This is a genomic window from Vibrio ziniensis (genome assembly GCF_011064285.1).
Classification (GTDB): domain Bacteria; phylum Pseudomonadota; class Gammaproteobacteria; order Enterobacterales; family Vibrionaceae; genus Vibrio; species Vibrio ziniensis.
On sequence record NZ_CP049332.1, the window covers coordinates 54,045 to 74,691 of the forward strand.

General features: G+C 42.5%; 22 protein-coding genes. 17 read left to right on the plus strand and 5 right to left on the minus strand.

The window, feature by feature from the left end; all coding sequences use genetic code 11:
* Positions 1–3: 3 nt before the first annotated feature.
* From G5S32_RS15145 to G5S32_RS15165, 5 genes are read right to left on the minus strand one after another with little or no spacing between them, the layout of a single operon-like run.
* A complete protein-coding gene (locus G5S32_RS15145) occupies positions 4–1,023 on the minus strand; it encodes a flagellar motor switch protein FliG (protein ID WP_165312874.1) in 1,020 nt (339 codons plus the stop codon).
* Positions 986–2,734, minus strand: coding sequence for a flagellar basal-body MS-ring/collar protein FliF (gene fliF / locus G5S32_RS15150; protein ID WP_165312875.1), 1,749 nt, complete (start codon positions 2,732–2,734; stop codon positions 986–988). Before fliF ends, G5S32_RS15145 begins: the two co-directional genes overlap by 38 nt.
* 3 nt (positions 2,735–2,737) lie before the next feature.
* The gene (gene fliE / locus G5S32_RS15155) at positions 2,738–3,094 is read right to left on the minus strand and encodes a flagellar hook-basal body complex protein FliE (protein WP_165312876.1); all 357 of its coding nucleotides are present in this window, start codon (positions 3,092–3,094) and stop codon (positions 2,738–2,740) included.
* Between the two features lie 12 nt (positions 3,095–3,106).
* Positions 3,107–4,438, minus strand: a complete 1,332-nt coding sequence (locus G5S32_RS15160; protein ID WP_165312877.1) for a sigma-54-dependent transcriptional regulator — start codon at positions 4,436–4,438, stop codon at positions 3,107–3,109.
* 10 nt (positions 4,439–4,448) lie between these two features.
* Positions 4,449–5,342 (minus strand): MotY family protein, encoded by an 894-nt coding sequence (locus tag G5S32_RS15165; protein WP_246201156.1) that lies wholly within the window; start codon positions 5,340–5,342, stop codon positions 4,449–4,451.
* 556 nt (positions 5,343–5,898) lie between these two features.
* Between G5S32_RS15165 and G5S32_RS15170 the strand changes: the two genes are divergently transcribed.
* The 17 genes from G5S32_RS15170 to G5S32_RS15250 all read left to right on the plus strand — a co-directional run bounded on the left by G5S32_RS15170 (position 5,899) and on the right by G5S32_RS15250 (position 20,598).
* The gene (locus G5S32_RS15170; RefSeq protein ID WP_165312878.1) at positions 5,899–6,699 is read left to right on the plus strand and encodes a FliM/FliN family flagellar motor switch protein; all 801 of its coding nucleotides are present in this window, start codon (positions 5,899–5,901) and stop codon (positions 6,697–6,699) included.
* 16 nt (positions 6,700–6,715) lie between these two features.
* Positions 6,716–7,081, plus strand: coding sequence for a flagellar motor switch protein FliN (gene fliN, locus G5S32_RS15175; RefSeq protein ID WP_165312879.1), 366 nt, complete (start codon positions 6,716–6,718; stop codon positions 7,079–7,081).
* Positions 7,082–7,096: 15 nt separating this feature from the next.
* Positions 7,097–7,855 carry a flagellar type III secretion system pore protein FliP gene (gene fliP / locus G5S32_RS15180; protein ID WP_165312880.1) on the plus strand — a complete coding sequence of 253 codons (759 nt, stop codon included), beginning with the start codon at positions 7,097–7,099 and terminating at the stop codon, positions 7,853–7,855.
* A gap of 15 nt (positions 7,856–7,870) precedes the next feature.
* The gene (gene fliQ / locus G5S32_RS15185) at positions 7,871–8,140 is read left to right on the plus strand and encodes a flagellar biosynthesis protein FliQ (protein WP_165312881.1); all 270 of its coding nucleotides are present in this window, start codon (positions 7,871–7,873) and stop codon (positions 8,138–8,140) included.
* A complete protein-coding gene (gene fliR, locus G5S32_RS15190; RefSeq protein WP_165312882.1) occupies positions 8,140–8,916 on the plus strand; it encodes a flagellar biosynthetic protein FliR in 777 nt (258 codons plus the stop codon). Before fliQ ends, fliR begins: the two co-directional genes overlap by 1 nt.
* Positions 8,913–10,040 carry a flagellar biosynthesis protein FlhB gene (gene flhB, locus G5S32_RS15195; protein WP_165312883.1) on the plus strand — a complete coding sequence of 376 codons (1,128 nt, stop codon included), beginning with the start codon at positions 8,913–8,915 and terminating at the stop codon, positions 10,038–10,040. The genes fliR and flhB overlap by 4 nt, the downstream gene beginning before the upstream one ends.
* A 25-nt stretch (positions 10,041–10,065) precedes the next feature.
* Positions 10,066–12,159 carry a flagellar biosynthesis protein FlhA gene (locus G5S32_RS15200; protein ID WP_165312884.1) on the plus strand — a complete coding sequence of 698 codons (2,094 nt, stop codon included), beginning with the start codon at positions 10,066–10,068 and terminating at the stop codon, positions 12,157–12,159.
* Positions 12,152–12,964 carry an EAL domain-containing protein gene (locus G5S32_RS15205; RefSeq protein ID WP_165312885.1) on the plus strand — a complete coding sequence of 271 codons (813 nt, stop codon included), beginning with the start codon at positions 12,152–12,154 and terminating at the stop codon, positions 12,962–12,964. The genes G5S32_RS15200 and G5S32_RS15205 overlap by 8 nt, the downstream gene beginning before the upstream one ends.
* Positions 12,965–13,261: 297 nt before the next feature.
* A complete protein-coding gene (gene lafA, locus G5S32_RS15210; protein ID WP_165312886.1) occupies positions 13,262–14,104 on the plus strand; it encodes a lateral flagellin LafA in 843 nt (280 codons plus the stop codon).
* Positions 14,105–14,474: 370 nt separating this feature from the next.
* Positions 14,475–15,812, plus strand: coding sequence for a flagellar filament capping protein FliD (fliD, locus tag G5S32_RS15215; protein ID WP_165312887.1), 1,338 nt, complete (start codon positions 14,475–14,477; stop codon positions 15,810–15,812).
* A 22-nt stretch (positions 15,813–15,834) separates the two neighbouring features.
* Positions 15,835–16,221 (plus strand): flagellar export chaperone FliS, encoded by a 387-nt coding sequence (gene fliS / locus G5S32_RS15220; RefSeq protein ID WP_165312888.1) that lies wholly within the window; start codon positions 15,835–15,837, stop codon positions 16,219–16,221.
* On the plus strand, positions 16,205–16,519 hold the full coding sequence (locus G5S32_RS15225) for a LafD (protein ID WP_165312889.1): 315 nt from the start codon (positions 16,205–16,207) through the stop codon (positions 16,517–16,519). Before fliS ends, G5S32_RS15225 begins: the two co-directional genes overlap by 17 nt.
* 2 nt (positions 16,520–16,521) lie before the next feature.
* Complete coding sequence (locus G5S32_RS21525; protein ID WP_246201157.1) at positions 16,522–17,484, plus strand: flagellar hook-length control protein FliK; 963 nt, start codon at positions 16,522–16,524, stop codon at positions 17,482–17,484.
* A 23-nt stretch (positions 17,485–17,507) separates the two neighbouring features.
* Positions 17,508–18,005 carry a flagellar basal body-associated FliL family protein gene (locus tag G5S32_RS15235; protein WP_165312890.1) on the plus strand — a complete coding sequence of 166 codons (498 nt, stop codon included), beginning with the start codon at positions 17,508–17,510 and terminating at the stop codon, positions 18,003–18,005.
* A gap of 11 nt (positions 18,006–18,016) precedes the next feature.
* Positions 18,017–18,745, plus strand: a complete 729-nt coding sequence (locus tag G5S32_RS15240) for a FliA/WhiG family RNA polymerase sigma factor (RefSeq protein ID WP_165312891.1) — start codon at positions 18,017–18,019, stop codon at positions 18,743–18,745.
* A gap of 9 nt (positions 18,746–18,754) precedes the next feature.
* Positions 18,755–19,612, plus strand: coding sequence for a flagellar motor stator protein MotA (motA, locus tag G5S32_RS15245; RefSeq protein WP_165312892.1), 858 nt, complete (start codon positions 18,755–18,757; stop codon positions 19,610–19,612).
* Positions 19,612–20,598, plus strand: coding sequence for a flagellar motor protein MotB (locus G5S32_RS15250; protein WP_165312893.1), 987 nt, complete (start codon positions 19,612–19,614; stop codon positions 20,596–20,598). Before motA ends, G5S32_RS15250 begins: the two co-directional genes overlap by 1 nt.
* Positions 20,599–20,647 lie beyond the last annotated feature (49 nt).

Genomic DNA, 20,647 nt, shown 5'->3' on the forward strand with positions numbered 1-20,647 from the left:
GCCTTACTCCACCGTTGGTTCCTGATAGAGCTGCAGATCAATTTCACCTGCATCATTCAGTTCACGAACGATTTGCATAATTTCCTGACGGGCACTGTCTACACGACTACGAGGAATCGCGCCGCGAACCTGCATGTCATCTTCGAGAGATTTAACCATACGCTGAGGCATAGAACGTTTAATCGATTGTTGCAGTGTAATTTCTGCACCTTTAAGTGCAGCCGCCCACAAATCAATAGGTACTTGTTGAACAAGACGATCCATTGTGTCTTCGCTTTGGCGTCCTAACACCATGAAATCAAACATATTCTGTTCAATTTCACTTACCACATCTTCATCATGCAGTTTAAGCATTTCCATCAATGAGGCTCTGTCTCCATCAAAACGGTTAATGATATCAGCAACTTGTTTAACACCTGACAACGGCGCACTTTGTGTCACAGATATTTGTTCGATGCAACGCTCAATCAGCTCATTCAAATCGCCTGCAACTCTATGATCAATATCCTGAATCCTTGCAATTCGGAATAGCAGTTCATCATGATAGTCCTGCGGTAAACTCTTTAGTACCGCAGAGGAACTCTCTGGCGGTAAATAGGCGAGAAAAATCGCCTGCATCTGTGGGTGTTCCTCAGCGATGAAACGCGCAAGGATTTCAGCATCGACCCACTGTAAACGCTGCATACTATTACGTATTTCATCACCGTAGAGGTCATTCAATAACCCTTTCGCCAAATCGTTACCCAATGCCTTACGCAACGTATTAGACAAGTAATCTTTCGATGCTCCACGGATACCACTGTGCTGACGGAAATCATCAAAAAACTTTTGAATAACATTTTTGGCTTTATCACTTTTTATACCACTGAGCTTAGCCATAGCGCGTGTGACGCGCTGAGTTTCGTCGCGGCTGAAATGACGTAGCACTTTCGCTGCGGCGTCTTCACCCATACCCAACAGCACTAAAGCTGTTTGCTCTACGTAGTTAAGATCTTGATTCTGCGTTGATTGTGCTGTGTTCATTCACGTTTACCCACTGTTTCAGTATCTCTGCAACACGCTGCGGCTCTTCATTGGCAATAAGCTGCAAATGTTTCAATTGGATTTCTAAAGGCGATCCCGGAGGTGGTAGCATTTCACTACTCACTTCTAAACCATTAGATGTAGCAATACCTTTTTCTGCTAGTCTGCGATTTAGTTTTTCCTCGTATTCACGATCTGCCTTAGTCTGTACGTCTTCATACGTTGGTTCATCCTGTAGTGACGGAACGTCAAGGTCCAACTTACGGCGATCAGCGCCAGTCAAGTGCATGACCAAAGGTCTTAATACAAACAAAATCATGACTAACCCTAACAAACCGCCGATTACATAACGTAAGGGTTGTTGAATTGTCGGGTCCTGCCACCAAGGAATTGCTGGTGGCGCTTCAATTTCAATAGGAGTGAAGTTGAAGCTTTTCAGACTGAAGCTATCGCCACGTTCAGCATTAATACCAACAGCTTCCATAATCATATCCGAAAGTTCCGCTTTCTCCTGTTCAGTCCACGCACTTCCGTCCGGAGCGACCACGGAATTCAGTAATACAGAAACATTCAGTTTTTTGATTTGACCTTGTTGATACTGCGTACGACGCACGCTAGAGCCCACGGCATACTGACGTTTAATTTCAGAACGGGCATTAGTATTTTGGCTGTCTTGAGTTGGCAGTTCACCAGTGAGAGGAGGCTGATTGCTAAGAGAACCAGGTACACCGAGTGCTATCTGGTCGACAGAATTATTCTGTACTGTGTGCTCATTGCTTACAATCGGGTTATTATCAAGAATTTCCTGTGTTTCTTCTACACGACTAAAATCCATATCAGCAGCAACTTGAACTCTGAAGTTGCTCGAACCAACAATCGGCGTAAGCATATCAGCCGCACGTTTGATAATTTGCTTCTCAACATTGCGCTGATATTCAAGGTACCTAGCATTCACTTTGCCAGTTTCCGCCGACCCCACATCAGCACTCAACAAACGTCCATACTGATCTATCACAGATACCGATTCCGGCTTCAGACCGATAACACTACCTACCACCAGATTGACAATCGCTTCCACTTGTTCTGGTTTCAAATCTGAACCTGGTTTCAATTCCACCATTACCGACGCCGATGGAGTTTCACCCTGCTGACGGACGAACAACGTCTGACGAGGAATCGCTAGGTGAACCCGGGCATTAGCCACGGCATTTAACGCGATAATGGTACGGACCAACTCACCTTCAAGCCCGTGACGGTAACGTGCCGTTTCCATAAACTGGCTGGTACCCAATGAGCTATCTTCTTTTAATGAGTCGAGGCCCATTGGAAGCTTAGCTTTAATACCTTTAGCCGCGAGCAGCATACGCGACCTTGCGACTTCGTCTTCAGAAACAAGCACCTGACCATTCTGTTCCTGTAATCGGTAGTTAATTCCTTCCGCTTCCAATATAGATACCACTTCACCTACATCGAATTGTTCATTATGACCGTATAAAGGGCGGAAACTCTGAGATGCACTCCAAAGTGCAACCACAATAAGCGCAGCAACAATAGCAGCCAGTACTGCCGACAATACTAAGTTGCGTTGGCTACTCGACCAGATTTTTTTCAATTTACTGCCAAAATCATTCATCCCTTTAGCTGAAGAGATGTTTGCTTGGTTAGAACTGATACTCAGTGCACCAGCCGTTTGCGTTTGAAGTTCAGACATGTTTTATACCGGCATCTTCATAATATCTTCAAATGAACCAACCACTTTATTACGCACTTGCAATAAAGCATTAAATGATAGGCTGGCTTTCTGGCTAGCAATCATAGCTCCAACTAAGTCATCACTTTGACCCGTTTCTACTGCGGTCATTTTGTTGCTCGCAATTGCCTGATGTTCATTAACCTTGTTAAGTACATCTGTCATTGCTGTCGAAAACGACATTGGCTCGTTAACAGGTTGAAAATCGACAGGGTTAGCACTAATTACAAACTCTGGCGTGGCCTGTACTCGCATTGCATCCATTTTCGCAAGCAACATTTGCTCTGCTGACATTGCATTTCCAATCGGTAGATCTGCCATGTTTATTCTCCTTTAGGCCGCCGAGCCCAATACTGTCTGGAGATCGATACCCTGATCTCTCATCGCTGCTAACTTATAACGTAATGCTCGGGTTGATACGCCCAGAGCATTTGCTGTTTTGGTTCTGTTACCGCCAAACTGACGCAATTTATCTAAGATGTATTGATATTCAGCCTGCTTTTTTGCTTCTACATGACCAAATGAAGTATCCGGTACCATTTGCTGGCTAACAGAATTAACGTCAATTGGAAGCATCAAATCTTGAGCAGTAATATAGTCACCGTGACGCATGACTAATGCTCGTTGCATAACGTTTTCAAGTTCACGAATATTGCCTGGCCAGTCATACTGACTTAGTGCAATTTTTGCGTCCTGAGAAAGAAAGCAAGAACTCGTTTCTTGGTATTTTTTAATAAAGAACTGACTGATTGGCAGGATATCTTCTTTACGTTCACGTAATGGTGGCCAATGCAATGGCAACACATCCAAACGGTAGTACAGGTCTTCACGAAACTGACCTTTCTGCACTTCTTCACGAAGATCTTTATTGGTCGCGGCAATCACTCGGATATCCAGTTTGATCGCTTTATGGCTTCCCACTCGTTCCACTTCACGTTCCTGAAGAACACGCAGTAGCTTCGCTTGAACGGCTGGTGACATTTCACCGATTTCATCTAGCAAAATCGTGCCACCATTCGCTTCTTCAAATTTACCGCTTTGAGAAGCTAACGCTCCGGTAAAAGCTCCTTTGACATGACCAAATAACACAGCTTCTAACATCGACTCCGGAATTGCTGCACAGTTAACAGCAACAAATGGGCCGCTAGAGCGTTGAGATTGTTCGTGAACATAGCGAGCCAAAACTTCTTTACCCGTTCCAGATTCACCGGTAATTAGCACGCTAGCGCTAGTACACGCTGCGCGGTGAGCCAATTGCAGAACTTGTTTACTACGCCATGATTCCGCAACGATGTTAGCCATAGGCTTTTCAAGAGCTTCCACACGACGAATCAAATTTAATAGCTGGCTCGATTCAAAAGGACGTAATAAATAATCTGTTGCGCCAGCTTTCATTGTTTCTGCAGCGATAATGCCTTGGTCTTGCTCGACTATCGCAATAGCCACACCGGAACCAACCTGCTTTTGGTGACAAGCGACCCAATCGTGTACAGAAATATCACTCAAGTTTGAACTTACAATTGTAATCGCTGCTGGGCTCTGCAACAGAGCACTACGACCTGTGCGTTCATGGCGCACCTGATAACCAGCTATCGTCAAAACTTCAATGACAGATTGAGCTAACAGTTCATTAGGCTCTACTAATAAGATATCTAATCTAGACATTACTTGACCTTCACTGATTAATTGGTGCTGGAGGAGAAGCTTGAACAACACTTTCGTCATTTTTAACGATACGAATCACTACGCGGCGATTTTTTGAGCGTCCTTGCTCTGTGTCATTACTAGTCATCGGATATCGGGAACCATGTGCTCGAATCTGCATTTTATCTTTACCTATTCCTAGTTTATCCAAATATTGTGCCACTTCTTCAGCACGCTGCTTAGAAACGTTAATATTCATCAGCCTTGAACCAGTACTATCGGTGTGGCCATCAATTAATACTTGTGAGATTTGATCATCCCATCGGATGTAACTTACAAGATTATTTAAAATTAGAAGCTGGTCTGTACTCAGCGTTTTTTGACCACTTGCGTAATACACATAGGTGTCTTTTGCTTCAGCGTAAGTGATTGAAGGAAGCTTCTTCTTACATTCAAGAAACTCAGAGATCGCTTGTTGAACACGAATCGACGGTAATATCAAATCTACTGATTGAGAGCCCGAGCTATCTTTCAACGAAAGTTTGAGCCACTTACCTTCTTCAATAGATTTCAATAATTTGTCTATATTTGAACGAAATGAAAAATGCGTAGGCGAACTCGCGTAGCCCTGGCTCATTAAAGTGACTTGCTCTGGTTCAATCCAAGGGGGAGTCAACGTAGAAAGGCTTGCATATTTCCACGACTCCGATTTATTGGAAGACTTGAAGTCAAATGTAATCTGGTGATTTCGTTCAGAGCGGAAATAAAACTTCCCATGCGGAACTTCCGTATGGATTAAATTACAAGCAGCTCGTTCCTCTTTATAATTCCACGCAGACAAATCCATAGGCACATCTATTACTTCATCAGCATAAGATACAAAAGAAGAAGCCATCATCAGTAAAGAAAAAACGACAACAAACATTTTATTTACATTTAACAAGCTAAGCATCTCAACTTTTATTGACATTAATCTGACACAGGAAAATATCAGAAGAACAACATGAATAAAACGATTTATATATTTCAACACTGATTAAATATATAAATCAATACAAACTAATAGTTAGAATAAAAACACTATTAAAGGTATGTAATGCAAACAGCAATAGTTGAAGGTTAAAAACGAGATTTTCGTTCACAAACCATCACCAAAAGAAATTCAATTGAGCCACAAATAACCTAACACAATGAATCGGCATGAATCACAAAAACATTAGGGGACTCATTTAAAACCTGTATTAACAGCATGTTATAAAAATAAACACGACACGAGCCAGATTAAAATTCACTCAAACTGCATAAATTTTGCGCAATCATATCCAGTCTTACCCCACAAAAAAAGGTGAATTTGATCACAAATCTTATTTTGCGATCAGCTTCACATAATCAATTTTTTTGAGTAAAAATATATCTTTTTTAATGATTAGAATGCGCCATTAAACCACCCTGTTAAATTGTCATGGAACGGTAAAATATAAATGTCAAAAAAAAATCATAATATAAATTCAGAAGTAAAAACTCTAAATGTAGAATTATTAGGCAAACCAATTCATATCATTCGTGACAGGTTAGAAAAAATCATTAATGACTCTAGTAATGGATTAATATCTGAATTGCAAAATTGGCTTAATAGCCAATTTATTGATATCAATACTAAATCATTAGAAATATTTGAATTGCAAGCCACAAGCTTTAATATGAGAGCGGTTTCACAGTACAGTCATGAAGCAAGTGGCTCTTTATTTATTCATTTCGATGAAAAAACACTAATTAAATTTTCAGATCGTTTTTATGGCACGGATATTGTACGTAAACACAGCGTAATAACTAGCAGTGACAAACGTCTGCAAGATAGAGTTGGAAAACTCATATGTCAGTGGATTGCACCAAAAGAAATGTGGCAAGCCAAAGATGAGGACATTTCTTGTGGGATTGGACTAAAAGCTGAGCTGAATGTATCCATCGGCACGGAACATTGTGGTGAGTTGACACTTATTTTTGATAACCAACTGGTACAAACACTGATTGCTCAACTTGACTTACAGCCGAACGAAGATCTGAAACCTCAGTTTCAACGCTCACTAAAAAATACACCAGTAAAACTGAATGTGTTGTTAAGCAAGAAATCGATGCCTCTTAGTGACGTACTGAGTCTTTCACCACAAGACATTCTTCCAATTGAGCTACTGTCTACTGCCCCCGTCAGTATCGGTAACGCACCACTGTTTACAGGTAGAGTTGCTGAACAAGATGGTCAACTCGTTTTAATTTTGAACTAAGATAAGGACTCCTTAAATGAGCGACTCTTTAGACTCTTTGAACTTTGATGACGATGAACTGAACTTTGCTCAGTTTCACCTTGATGAATCCAACGAGGATATCGTGATCAAAGATGCCCCAAAAACAGAAAGAGACTTAAGCTTTTTCAAAAATATTCCTGTCACAGTAACACTTGAAGTTGCCAGTAAAGAACTTTCTCTGGGCGAGTTGATGAAGGCGGGTGAAGGTTCAGTAATTGAACTGGATAAGCTTAACGGTGAACCGCTAGATGTTAAGGTCAATGGTTCATTATTAGGCCATGCTGAAGTTGTTATCGTAAACGAAAAGTACGGTTTACGCCTGATTGACATTATCGACTCAGCTTTGACAACTGTCGGCTAATCACAGGTCTTCTCGATGAATAAGCCGCTTTCTTTATTTAGGTTAGGTGTACTGGCGTTAGTATTGTCGTTGTTTTCTCTACCAACACTGGCTGTAGAAAATGGTTTGACAATTTTCAGTGTTACTGACGGTAACACTCAGGAAGAGTACAGTGTAAAACTGCAAATACTGTTACTTATGACAGCATTAAGTTTTATACCTGCTTTTATTATGATGGCCACCAGTTTCACACGCATCATCGTAGTCCTCGCCATCCTTCGTCAGGCTCTTGGCCTTCAGCAAAGTCCACCAAACAGAGTATTGGTTGGTATCGCGCTTGCGCTTACGATTTTGATCATGCGCCCTGTATGGAGTGACGTATACGAACACTCTTTTAAGCCATACGATCAGGGTGAAATTACCTTAATGGAAGCGTTTTCAGTTGCAGAAAAGCCAGTACGTAACTTCATGCTTGCTCAAACTCATCAAAGTTCTCTTGAGCAAATGTTACGTATTGCTAACGAGCCTTTAGATCAGAATATAGAAGACATTTCATTTGCTGTTGTTCTACCGGCATTTGTGATCAGCGAATTGAAAACCGCCTTTCAAATCGGCTTTATGCTGTTTATCCCTTTTCTAGTAATCGATTTAGTGATTGCGAGTGTGCTCATGGCCATGGGGATGATGATGCTATCCCCGCTTATCGTTTCCTTGCCGTTCAAATTAATCATCTTTGTACTTGTAGATGGCTGGGCAATGACCGTCGGCACTCTTTCAGCTAGCTTTGCTCCATAAGCCAAGGATTATTGAATGACTCCTGAATACGTCGTCACCATTATCTCCCAGGCAGTTTGGTTAATTATTCTCATTGTTGCTGTGCTGGTCATACCGGGGCTTATTGTTGGTCTTAGTGTTGCTGTATTTCAGGCAGCAACGCAGATCAACGAACAAACGTTAAGCTTCTTACCTCGCCTTATCGTCACATTGTTGATGGTGATTTTTGCAGGACACTGGATGATCCGCCAGATTATGGAGTTATTTGAATACCTGTTTCTGAACATACCGGGAATGCTTGGCTGATGGAATTTACGTTCAGCGAGATATCTAGCTGGTTAGGTCAATTATGGTGGCCCTTTTTCCGTATTGGGGCGGCTTTTATATCAATGCCAATCTTTGGCGACTTACTTATCCCTGTCTGGATAAGAACTTTGCTTGCCCTCTCTATTACAGTGATCACCGCCCCACTGATGCCAGCTATGCCTGAAGTTGGGCTATTCTCTATGACATCGCTATTTCTTGCCTTTGAGCAAGCAGTTTGGGGATTGCTGTTTGGATTAATCATCCACATGTTGTTTACCGTATTCACAATGTTGGGGCAGATTGTTTCTTTGCAAATGGGTTTAGGCATGGCAATGATGAATGACCCTGTTAATGGATTATCAGTTCCCATTCTTGGGCGCATTTTCCTAATATTTACCACTTTATTATTCCTAGCTCTGGAAGGTCATCTATTAGTTATTGACGTATTGATTCAAAGCTTCGAAGTATGGCCGGTCGGTTCAGGAATCTCTGTATTGTCTATCAAAACGATTGTTGCAGTATTTGGTTGGATGTTTTCAGCGGCACTTGCTTTGGCTCTACCAGCCATTGTAGCAATGCTACTGGCTAACATTAGCTTTGGCGTCATGAACCGAGCAGCACCAAGCCTTAATGTGTATGCATTAGGTTTTCCTATGACCATGTTATTGGGACTATTAACTGTTTTACTTTCAATCAGTGGGATCCCCGGGAGCTACACCGAGCTAGTTCATGACGCTTTACGTTTTCTTAATCAATTTATGGTGGGGAATGCATGAGCGAATCAACATCTCAAGATAAAACCGAAAAGGCTTCCCCTCAGAAGATAAAAAAAGCCAGACAGCAAGGACAGATCCCCCGAGCGAAAGAATTTACTGCATCTGTTATTTTCCTTGCTGTCGCTTATTATTTTGCTTCACAGCTGCCTTCCATATGGAAAACCATCACTGGTATTTTTCGTTACAACATGGCACTCACACATCTGGAGCTGGAAAACCCTCTCATTATGGTTGAAAAGCTCGAACACAGTTTGGTCATTTTGGTCGAACTATTAGTCCCGATGTTTGTTGTAATCATGATTACGGCTGTGGGTGGCAGCATGATTCTAGGTGGTTGGTTTTTCCGTCCGGCCAATCTGTTACCTAAACTGAATAAACTGAGTCCGTTCGCAGGTTTTAAACGTATGTTTTCTACCCGTTCGTTAATTGAGTTACTCAAATCAACGCTAAAAGTTTCAGTGATCTCATTAGTATTGTACTGGTACATGAACAGCAATCTACAATCGTTACTATCGATGCAACAACTCCCACTTAATCAAGGAGTAGTGTTGATCATGAATATTCTATTTGATGGATTACTAATGATGGGTGGTGTTCTGCTTCTTTTTGGTCTGATAGATATTCCATACCAACGCTGGGAACATCTAAAAGAGCTAAAGATGACGAAGCAGGAGCTCAAAGAAGAGTATAAAAGTAACGAAGGTAGACCAGAAGTCAAACAACGTATTCGCCAGATTCAGCAGCAATTTGCCCGACGTCGTGTTGATAAGATGGTACCTAAGGCCGATGTAGTCATTGTGAACCCTACACATTACGCGGTCGCTTTAAAATACGACACATCGCTATCCGAAGCTCCCTTTGTGATCGCTAAAGGTGTCGATGAAACGGCTATGCACATTCAGCGAATTGCTCGGGAAAATAATGTAGAAATCATTAATTCACCTCCGCTAACGCGTTCAATTTACTATACAACCGCTATTGAACAGGCCATACCAAGCCAGCTTTATGTCGCGGTGGCACACATTTTAACGTATGTGCTGCAATTAAAATCATTCCGTAATGGAAAAGGTGAGCAACCAATGCCACTTCCCCATTTCTCAATACCTAAAAATTTGCAGCATTAATAAGTAACGATATAGGACTGTTCGGATGTTTGACCGGTTAAAACAATTACAAAGTACAAGTAAATCATATATTGGTATTCCAATTGTTTTACTTATGGTTCTGGCAATGGTCATACTTCCACTGCCGCCTTTGTTACTCGACTCTTTGTTCACGTTTAACATTGTACTCGCAATTCTGGTACTTTTAGTCAGTACTACCGCTAAACGTCCGCTGGATTTTTCGATCTTTCCTACCATTCTATTAGTAACAACCTTATTACGTCTGACACTGAACGTAGCTTCTACCCGTATTGTTCTTCTAGAAGGTCACAACGGTGGAGATGCTGCAGGTAAAGTTATTCAGGCATTTGGTGAAGTGGTTATTGGCGGTAACTACGTCGTTGGTATGGTGATATTCATCATTCTGATGATTATTAACTTCGTCGTTATTACCAAAGGTGGAGAGCGAATATCTGAAGTATCTGCTCGTTTCACCTTAGATGCTTTACCGGGCAAACAAATGGCGATTGATGCTGACTTAAATGCAGGCTTGATAGATCAAGAAGCAGCGCGTCTGCGTCGTCGTGAAGTCGCTAATGAAGCCGATTTCCATGGTTCAATGGACGGTGCCTCCAAATTTGTTCGTGGTGACGCCATCGCAGGTTTGATGATCCTGTTTATCAACATCATTGGCGGTGTCGCTATCGGTGTTTTTGAACACGGCATGGCAGCCTCTGAGGCATTTAAAACTTATGCATTACTGACCATCGGGGATGGGTTAGTCGCACAAATCCCTTCACTGCTTTTAGCAACCTCTGCTGCAATTATTGTTACTCGGATTAATGACAGCGACAATGACATGTCGCAGACAATGTACAAGCAGTTATTAGCAACACCTTCAACGCTTTATACTGTTGCTGCTATTATGGCTGTAATCGGCGTAGTGCCAGGGATGCCACATTTAGCCTTTTTCACATTTTCAGCGGTTGTTGCTTTTGCTGGTTGGCGTCAAACTAAGCGTCCGATTGAAGATACACAGCTTGAAGAAGTTTCTGCGCTATCTAGAGCAATGAAACAGAGTGAAGATATCACATTAAGCTGGGAAGATATCCCTCACGTTCAATCAATTAGCCTGTCGCTTGGTTACCGTTTAGTGCATTTGGTTAATAAAGAACAAGGTGCACCGTTGACACAACGTATCAGGGGGATACGCCGCAATCTTTCTGAGCAAGTCGGCTTTCTGTTACCTGAAGTTAGCATACGCGATAATCTCAACCTAAAGCCCAATCAATATACTATTTCGCTTAACGGTGAGATTGTAGAAGAAGGATTTATCGAACCTGAACGTTTGATGGCTATTGCCGTTGGCGAAACATATGGAGAAATTGATGGTATTCTCGGCAGTGACCCGGCCTATCAGTTACCTGCGGTATGGATTGAACATAACCAAAAAGCGCGAGCGCTTAACATGGGTTATCAGGTAGTCGACGATGCAACTGTTGTTGCAACACACATTAGTAAAGTGATGAAAACCAACCTAGCGGAGCTTTTTAATCATGATGATGTTAATGCAATGAACCAGCGTTTAACAGCTCAAGCACCTAAGTTGGCGGAGGCACTTGCAGCAGCATTACGCCCAGCTCAACAGCTTAAAGTTTACCGCCAACTTCTGCTCGATCAGGTACCACTCAAAGACATTAGAACCATAGCTAATACCATGCTTGAGTCATCTGAAAACACTAAAGATCCTATTTTACTCGCCGCAGATGTACGTTGCGCCCTACGCCGTACATTGATTAATCTGTTAGCCGGTCAAAAACAGGAAATAAAAGTCTACGCTCTATCCGATGAATTGGAGCAAATGCTAATGACTTCACTGCAACAAGCGCAGGCCAGTGGTGTAATTATGTTAGATAGTTTCCCTGTCGAACCGAATATTCTCGGACAATTTCAGCAAAACTTACCGCTACTCAGACAACAAATGAAACAACAAGGTATACCACCAATTCTGCTGGTGATGCCTCAACTTCGCCCTCTTGTTGCAAGATATGCACGAACTTTTGCACAAGGTTTGGCCGTTCTTTCATATAATGAAATTCCTGAAAACAAACAGATAAGTGTGGTAGGTAACCTTGGCTAAACTATTTTCTTTTCAGAGTCTGTACAACTATCTCAGTGATCTCATTGAAAAAAATGTCACCACTGACGATGATGCCATGGTGTTTGAAGCATTCAAACATAATGATATTCGTCATGCTTGTCAGGCGATTAGAGAAACCGCTATGGGAGAAGTCGAATATCAACATCTGACACTTCGTTTCGGTAGTCGGGGAGAGCAAAGCGTATATCAATTTGAACTGTCAGATAAAATGGCATATTGCTTAGATCTTTACAGCCTCTATCTGGCACTACGACAAACACGATTTCAGTTAGATACATTCCATCCTAGTTTAATCAGTAACGTCGTTGTCCCTTTAAGGGGCGATACTTTACTATGGCCACATGGGAAATTTTTCGTTGAGCAGCTCTTCGAGCATCATATGGAAACTTTTTCCCATATCGTTCCGTCAATACAGGTACAGTTCCCTTTATCGTCTGCCGATGAACTGAAGCTGTTTGTAGAGCAAATCCAAAAGGCGGCTTACGCGGTATGGTTTGAACTTTACGCACCGTGCGAGGATTTTGAGCAAGTGACTCTGTTCAAGCCTGATATGATTAAACTAGCTGTTACGTTGGAAAACAAAGAAGATCGGCAAGCATTTTTACCCATCGCTCGTTTTCTTCGTCAACGCCGATATAAATGGGTCGCGGGAAGAGTCGCGAGTAAAATTGAACTCAACCAGTATAGATTACTGGGTGCAAGTTACTACTTCGGCTATTTTAGTGACATCCCTACTTCGATGTCATTTCGAAACTTTGATGTTTCAGATAATGATTACTCATAAGCAGCTAACGTATATTTCTTACCAGCTACAACCATCAATTATTCGTTCCCAAACACCCTATGGGAACGAGTATTTATTCACTAACAAGCCCACTCGTCACCTCTCCTTTACCTGTACACATGATTAGTAAGTAAAAATTTAACTTACATAACATATTGAATTTAAATCAATTAAAAATTAATTGGCAAAAATCTTCATTTTTTAATTAATTTTCTCAGATAACCATCCGCCTCTAAGTAGTGAACAGGGAAGTATCCCGAACCAAACAACATATTGAAACCACTTGAGGAATCGAACATGGCTTTATCAATGCACACTAACTACGCTTCACTTGTTACTCAAAACACGTTGAACGGTACTAATGAGCTACTAAACACTGCGATGGAACGTCTAAGTACTGGTCTTCGCATTAACTCTGCAGCGGATGATGCTGCTGGTCTACAAATCTCTACTCGCCTTGAGCTAAACACTCGTGGTATGAGCGTAGCACAACGTAACGCACAAGATGGTCAGTCTATGCTACAGACAGCTGAGGGTGCGTTTGATGAAGCAACAAACATCCTATACCGTATGAACGACCTAGCTACACAAGCAGCTAACGGTACTAACAGTGCTGATGACCTAACAGCTCTTAACGCAGAATTCACTGAACTAAGTGCTGAATTAGTTAACATCATGGACAACACCACTTACGCAGGTGACACACTGCTAACTACTTCAGGTATTAAAACTGGTGGTTTGACTCTGCAAATCGGTTCTTCATCTGCTGAAACTTTAGACCTATCTACTACTGTTGATACTGGTGTTGGTGCAGCGTACGATAACCTTACTGCAGGTTACACTGGCCTGGGCACTCAAGCTGACGCATCAACTACAATGGATGAGATGGCTGATGCTCTAGCGGCTGTAGGTACAGCTCGTGCTGGACTAGGTGCAACAATGAACCGTCTTGACCACACTATTGCTAACTTAGGCAACATGATTGAAAACACTTCTGCTGCGAAAGGTCGTATCACTGACGCTGACTACGCTGTTGAATCTTCAAACATGACTAAGAACCAAATGTTGATGCAAGCTGGTACAACTATCTTGTCTCAAACTAACCAGATTCCAAGCATGGCAATTTCTTTACTTCGCTAATAAATAGCTGTAAATACTTCCTGTTAAAAACCTCCTCTCGTAGGAGGTTTTTTGTTAATGCTCTTTGCTCTTCTGTCCTTCCAAATAGAGAATTCAGGACTCCTTCTCTCGCCGAAATGCCCTTTTAAATTTAATCATCTTCCGAATCATGTCGCCTTACCTACTTAGATAGCCTATTTATCATAGTGGAAAAGGCGGAATTGCCCATTGGGAAGTATAACTTCCGCCTTTTGCCAAAAAATCATCTATCTAATTGTTTTTATATGCATTTATTGATGGCATGCATCTTGATATATGAAGTCTATTCATATCTGGTGTGTATTAGGCCGGAAATAAGTGGCACTCAGGCTGATATACAGGGAGCAACCAAATGAGTTCGATAGATCCAATAACTATGGCAACACAACTTGCTACGTATGACGTGCAATCATTTCAAACTCGTTATGATACGCAAAGTACAACGTATCAGTCGCAATTGACTGCGCTGGGTAAAATCGAAACGGCTCTTAAAGAATTTCGTACGGCTATCACTTCAATGAATAGCTCAACAAGCAGTATTGTTCAGAACAGCGCAACAGTATCAACCGAAGGTTATTTCTCTGCTACAGCGGATGCTACAGCACTTTCTGGTAGCTACCAGATCTTTGTTGAACAATTGGCGACTGCACACCAGGTATCTGCTGACATGCCTGTCGACCTAAACTCTACTACTGAAGTACCTTCCACAGGTACTCTAGATTTCACTATCAATGGTGAAACAATGTCATTGGATTTGTCTACTATCGACAGTAATGGCGACGGTCTATCAACCATGGCGGAACTGGTTACTGCTATCAATAACGATGCATCCAATCCAGGAGTGAACGCGACTTTAGTGCGTTCTAACGGACAAACCTATTTTATGCTTTCCAGTACAGAAACTGGCGTAGCTAACACCATTAACGTCAGTGCGTCAGGTACAGGACAGACCTGGTTTGAAGACGCATTCACCAACCTAACAGAAATATCAGCACCTCAAGATGCGGTTATCTGGCTTGGTGCACAAGGCACTGGTCTGCAATTAACCAGCAGTAGCAACACCTTTGAAGATGTTATTGACGGTGTAGATATTACGGTAACGAAGGCTCAAACCACTGGTGAAGCCGCACTGTCTATGGCTGTTGGTGCCGATAAGGAAGGTACAGAAGAGCAGATGACGACCATCATCAATGCCTATAACAGCCTGATGTCAACAATTGATAAATACACCGCTGTTGGTGATGAAGATACAAGCCGTGGCCCTCTAGCAAGTGATTCAACGGTGCGGTCAATTGAATCTCAGCTAAGAGCACTGGTCCGAAGTGAATTTGACGGTATGCGTTTGAGCAACCTTGGCATTGAAATCAGCCGCACTGGAACTATGAGTATTGATAGCGACAAGTTTGCTGAAGTTCAGGCAACAAATAGCGCAGGTCTGGAATCCTTCTTCAACGGTGACGGTAATCTGTTTGATTCAATTGATGACCTGTTAAATCCATACCTTAAATACGGTTCTGGCATGTTCTCATCACGCAAAGATGCCATTCGTCAGACCCTTGATCGTATTGACGATAAGCAAGAGGTTTTGGAGCGCAAGTTTGAAGCCTCATACAACCGCTATTTGAAACAATTTACTCAAATGAACCAAATTATTACCCAAATGAGCCAGACCATGTCGTTGTTCGGCTAAATCGGCTTCAGGAGAAAAATTTATGTTAATGGACTCTGGTTACGACTCATATCAGCAAGTTGATTTAAATGCACAGGCGGCGGCGGCAAGTCCTCACCAATTAGTCGTGATGCTTATTGATGGCTTATTGGATGAAATCGAGCGTGTACGTGGGCACCTAAGTGAAGGACGCTTGGCGGCTAAAGGTACTGGCATTAATAAATGCATGAATATTTTAATCGGCCTAGACAGTGCACTAGACATGAAAACCGGTGGTGAATTAGCAGAAAATCTCCACCAGTTATACGACTACTGTCAGGTTGAGCTTTATCAAGCAAGTGTTCAGAAAGATGTGGAGCGCCTTAGTAACGTTGAAACCGTTATGGCTAACATAAGAGAAGGATGGATCAATTTTGGCCAATATGCATAGCGTCTCTCCTGAGCGGTTTCGCTTTATCTCTCATCGGATAAAAATAGCGACCAAGATACAAGACTGGCGGGCTCTGCGCAGATGCGATGCCGAACTTAATGAGCTTTTGACGACCTGCCAGCAGTTCCTAAGTGACCCCCAAATAGCTCCGCATGTTACTGAAGTAAAAGCGGCGCATAAGGCTGCTTATGATGCCCTACGGTTGGCAACATCAGAGTTAGAATCGCAGATGTCGACGGTCAATGATCAACAAGAACGGGCTGTGGCCTATCAGGCGACCATGTCTGCGGAGGGATAAAGATGCAAGGACTTTCCGTCCCTCAACAAGGGGCAATGCCAAATATAGAAAATGGTACTTTTAGCGGTGTTGTTACTCGAGCTCGTGGCTTTAGTACTAATGAGGAAGGTGCTGTAGAAGTATTCAGCCTTGGCCAGCCTTCATTGTTGATATCTGCTACACCAGTGCAGCATGAAGATCAAACAGTATCTAAATATAAGACTGATGAACAAACTGCTAGCGAAGACACCGAGCAAACTGCTCAAGCGACAGTAGTGAATTCTCTGACAGTTTCGGTTCAACACGTGCCTTTAACCGCACACGAGAAACCAACGGCTCAAATGAGCTTGGTGCAGACAATATTGCCGGCACAATCACAGGTTGCAGAGATACATACGGTAAATAAGGGGTCGGCTCTATTAGACAATAACCTGCTTAGCACTGTAAGTAGTGAACTAGTTAGTTCAACAACAACTCAAGCATCACCGAGCATACAGTCTGTACCAAACCAACCTGCCACTTATGGTACCAGCGTATCCATGGTAGATAGTCGACCAGAATGGGCGTCAGTAAAAGTCGATACTCAAGCTGGCAAATGGGGTGAGCAGATGCTTCAGGTACTACATGATCGAGTAACCCTACAAGCTCAACAAAATCTGCAAGAAGCCAAGATACGTCTTGACCCACCCGATCTTGGCAAACTGGATTTAGTTGTGCGTGTAGAAGGTGATCGCCTCAGTGTTCAAATCAACGCAAGTACTGCTGCGACACGAGAAGCACTAATGCAAGTCTCCGAGCGCTTACGCGCCGAGTTACAGGAACAAAACTTCGTTCATGTTGATGTGAATGTCGGTTCAGGTCAACGCGAGCGACAACAAGAACAGCGGTTTGATGACCAAAGTAACATTATTTTTGCCGCTAAAGAAAGCTCTTTAGAACCAAGCTATACCCCAATGGCTGAGCATTGGCTCAACACACAGGCCTAACAAGCTATTACGAGGAAACGGTTATGTCCGCCAAACAATTTATTCCTATGTTTATCATGATTTTGCTCACCAACATCCTCGTCACTGGCGGTATTGTTTTCGGTGGAATTATGTATTTAAAGTCCAATAGCAGTAGTGAACCGAATGGTTTGTTAACTAAAACGCCATTGGCATTTTTGGTTAGTAAATCCAATGGGCAAGTTCAGATGCCGAGCTTTCGCTCATTGGAAAAAGTGGTACTGAGTATCAAAGGCGCTAAACAGAACCATTTTCTAATGTTAGAAATTGCAGTGGAAACTCGTTACCCAGAAGCGATAGAAAACATCAACGATTACATGCCCGTTGTGCACAATTCGATGATCAAATTATTTAGCGATAAAACCTACGAAGATATTCAACAAGAAGGCGTTATCGACCAATTACAACAGGAAGTTAAGCAATCTGTTCTTGCAGCGTTTGATAAAACAGACATTCTTAAGAACATTGATGATGTACTTCTTACTAAGTTTGTCGTCCAGTAAGGTCAAAAATCATGTTGGATATGCAGTATCAAGATGCCTACAGCAGTTCTGATGAGATTTGCACCCCCACAGTTGCAATCGATGAAAACCGCTTACTTAGCCAATATCAACATCTAGTTAAACGTATTTCAAACCAACTTAGAGTCCATGCCAATACTCACTGCAGCGTGGAAGATATGCAGCAGATCGGATTAATTGGCTTACTCGAAGCTGGGCGTCGTTACGGCAATATTGATGACCCAAACTTCCCTGCATTTGCCGTGTGCCGTATCCGAGGGGCGATTCTTGATGAACTACGTAGACTCGACTGGCGATCTAGAAAAACACGTCAAGATGCACATGAACTCAACGATGTCACTCGTGATTTAACTCGTAAGCTCGGCCGTCAGCCGTCAGAAAGTGAGATAATTGAAGCTCTGGGAACTGACGGGAAAGATTACCACTCTCGACTAAATGCCTTAGTTGCAGGTGAAATGCAGAGCCTGGATCAACTGATTGAAAACGGTATAGAAAACTATTCCGAAGATAGCCACGACAGTATCGCTCATGAGCATACACGTCGCAGCTTAGAACACGCTGTTGAGCAACTAAACAAACGAGATCAACTGATGCTGAATCTGTTTTATCAACACGAACTTAACTTAAACGAAATCGCGCTCGTACTCGATTTAACACCAGCCCGTGTTTGTCAGTTACACAAACAGGCACTCAACCAACTCAATCATCATTTGTCTTCTTAGGAGTCACTTATGCAAAAGTTTCTTGGAGCCGTCATAATTTTATTATGTGTATTTGGCGGTTATGTATGGGCCGGCGGTAGTTTGCTTGCTATCTGGCAACCCGCAGAGTTCCTGATTATTATCGGTGCAGCGTTAGGTTCCATTATTATTGGTAACCCACCGCACGTGATAAAAGAAATGCGCCTCCAATTCCGTATGACTTTACGCCAACCCAAAGAAGAACAGCGTTATTACATGGAGCTGATGGCAGTACTGCAGATTCTTTTGGAAACGGTGCGTGTCAGTGGCTTTAAGTCTCTAGACCAGCATATTGAAAATCCTGACGAAAGTAGCATCTTCACTCGTTACCCACGTATTGCGAAAGATTATCGTATCGTCGCATTTATCGCAGATAATTTACGGTTGATGGCTATGGGACAGATGTCTCCGCATGAACTTGAAGGGTTGCTCGAACAGGAAATTGAAGCCGTTCAAGCCGATTTGATGGTGCCATCACGTTCAATCCAGCGCACTGCCGAAGCGTTACCTGGCTTTGGTATTCTGGCCGCTGTAGGAGGCATCATTATTACCATGCAGTCAATCGATGGTTCTATTGCTCTAATCGGTCACCACGTTGCAGCAGCACTTGTCGGGACTTTTATCGGCATTTTTGGTTGTTACTGCTGCTTAGATCCTCTAAGCAATGCAATGGCACAACGTGTGAAGCGCAATATGTCTGCATTCGAATGTATCCGTGCCAGTTTAGTCGCCTATGTAGCTAAGAAGCCAACCTTACTCGCTATTGACGCTGGTCGTAAGCATATTCAGCTCGATATTAAGCCTACTTTTAGCGAAATGGAAAAATGGTTGATTGAGCAGGAGGCATAATGCAAAAAGAACATATAGTGTTTAAGCGAGCCAAAGCTAGCGAACACGATGAATATCATGGTGGAGCATGGAAAGTTGCGTTTGCGGATTTCATGATCGCTCTTATGGCTTTGTTCCTTGTATTGTGGATTATGCAAGTATCAAATGAAAAAGAGCGTCAGGCCATCGTAGCCCAAATCGCCAAAGCCAGTATATTTGATAGCGCTGGTAACCCTTTTGATACATCACAGAGCTTGTCACCTATCGATCTTGAAACCAATTCGTCTACCGTCCCGAGCAAGGCGGATTCTAACCATACTGTAACTTCTTTTTATAGTGGGGACGGCGAAGGTCCTGAATCTGATTCTTTAATTGATGGTACATTTGATACACAAGAAGAGCTTGCTGTTTTAGCTAAAGTTATCGAAGACATGATTAAACAGATTAACGCTCAGGGAAATGTGTTTGTTTCAGTAACGCCACAAGGATTACGTATCGTTCTACAAGATGATTTTAAACAACACATGTTTGGTCGCGGAGATACCGAACTCACGCCCTACTTCGAAGATCTTCTTTTGGCGCTTGCACCGATTTTCCAACGAGTAAAAAATTCATTGATCATCAGTGGGCACACCGATTCAGTCGCTTTCAAGAAGGCTTTTAGTAGTAAAACGAACTGGGAGCTGTCTGCTAATAGGGCAAATGTGGCTCGTCAAACCTTGGTTGCGGGTGGCATGCCTGACGATCGAGTTATGCAGGTAACGGGAATGTCAGACAGAGCGTTACTCAACCCAGAGAAACCGACTGGCAGTGAAAACCGTCGAATTGAACTGTTTGTTCTAACAACCGCTGCTTCGGAAGTTTTAGAAGCATTATTTAGAAGCGAAGATAGTGAGCTAGAAAAAGCTAAAGAGAAAGCGGACTTCAATCAACCAGTATTACGTCAGGAAACAATTGGTTATCCTACGGTAGTCGAAGATACAGAGAAACCACTACAAAACTCATGAAACCTCACCTTCACTATCTTGAATGCGTTTAGTGAAGGTGATAATTTCA

Bases quoted from the DNA above. Each gene is read 5' to 3' on its own strand.
- G5S32_RS15145 (WP_165312874.1), bottom strand. From the start codon at position 1,023: ATGAACACAGCACAATCAACGCAGAATCAAGATCTTAACTACGTAGAG.
- fliF (WP_165312875.1), bottom strand. From the start codon at position 2,734: ATGTCTGAACTTCAAACGCAAACGGCTGGTGCACTGAGTATCAGTTCT.
- fliE (WP_165312876.1), bottom strand. From the start codon at position 3,094: ATGGCAGATCTACCGATTGGAAATGCAATGTCAGCAGAGCAAATGTTG.
- G5S32_RS15160 (WP_165312877.1), bottom strand. From the start codon at position 4,438: ATGTCTAGATTAGATATCTTATTAGTAGAGCCTAATGAACTGTTAGCT.
- G5S32_RS15165 (WP_246201156.1), bottom strand. From the start codon at position 5,342: ATGTTTGTTGTCGTTTTTTCTTTACTGATGATGGCTTCTTCTTTTGTA.
- G5S32_RS15170 (WP_165312878.1), top strand. From the start codon at position 5,899: ATGTCAAAAAAAAATCATAATATAAATTCAGAAGTAAAAACTCTAAAT.
- fliN (WP_165312879.1), top strand. From the start codon at position 6,716: ATGAGCGACTCTTTAGACTCTTTGAACTTTGATGACGATGAACTGAAC.
- fliP (WP_165312880.1), top strand. From the start codon at position 7,097: ATGAATAAGCCGCTTTCTTTATTTAGGTTAGGTGTACTGGCGTTAGTA.
- fliQ (WP_165312881.1), top strand. From the start codon at position 7,871: ATGACTCCTGAATACGTCGTCACCATTATCTCCCAGGCAGTTTGGTTA.
- fliR (WP_165312882.1), top strand. From the start codon at position 8,140: ATGGAATTTACGTTCAGCGAGATATCTAGCTGGTTAGGTCAATTATGG.
- flhB (WP_165312883.1), top strand. From the start codon at position 8,913: ATGAGCGAATCAACATCTCAAGATAAAACCGAAAAGGCTTCCCCTCAG.
- G5S32_RS15200 (WP_165312884.1), top strand. From the start codon at position 10,066: ATGTTTGACCGGTTAAAACAATTACAAAGTACAAGTAAATCATATATT.
- lafA (WP_165312886.1), top strand. From the start codon at position 13,262: ATGGCTTTATCAATGCACACTAACTACGCTTCACTTGTTACTCAAAAC.
- fliD (WP_165312887.1), top strand. From the start codon at position 14,475: ATGAGTTCGATAGATCCAATAACTATGGCAACACAACTTGCTACGTAT.
- fliS (WP_165312888.1), top strand. From the start codon at position 15,835: ATGTTAATGGACTCTGGTTACGACTCATATCAGCAAGTTGATTTAAAT.
- G5S32_RS21525 (WP_246201157.1), top strand. From the start codon at position 16,522: ATGCAAGGACTTTCCGTCCCTCAACAAGGGGCAATGCCAAATATAGAA.
- G5S32_RS15235 (WP_165312890.1), top strand. From the start codon at position 17,508: ATGTCCGCCAAACAATTTATTCCTATGTTTATCATGATTTTGCTCACC.
- G5S32_RS15240 (WP_165312891.1), top strand. From the start codon at position 18,017: ATGTTGGATATGCAGTATCAAGATGCCTACAGCAGTTCTGATGAGATT.
- motA (WP_165312892.1), top strand. From the start codon at position 18,755: ATGCAAAAGTTTCTTGGAGCCGTCATAATTTTATTATGTGTATTTGGC.
- G5S32_RS15250 (WP_165312893.1), top strand. From the start codon at position 19,612: ATGCAAAAAGAACATATAGTGTTTAAGCGAGCCAAAGCTAGCGAACAC.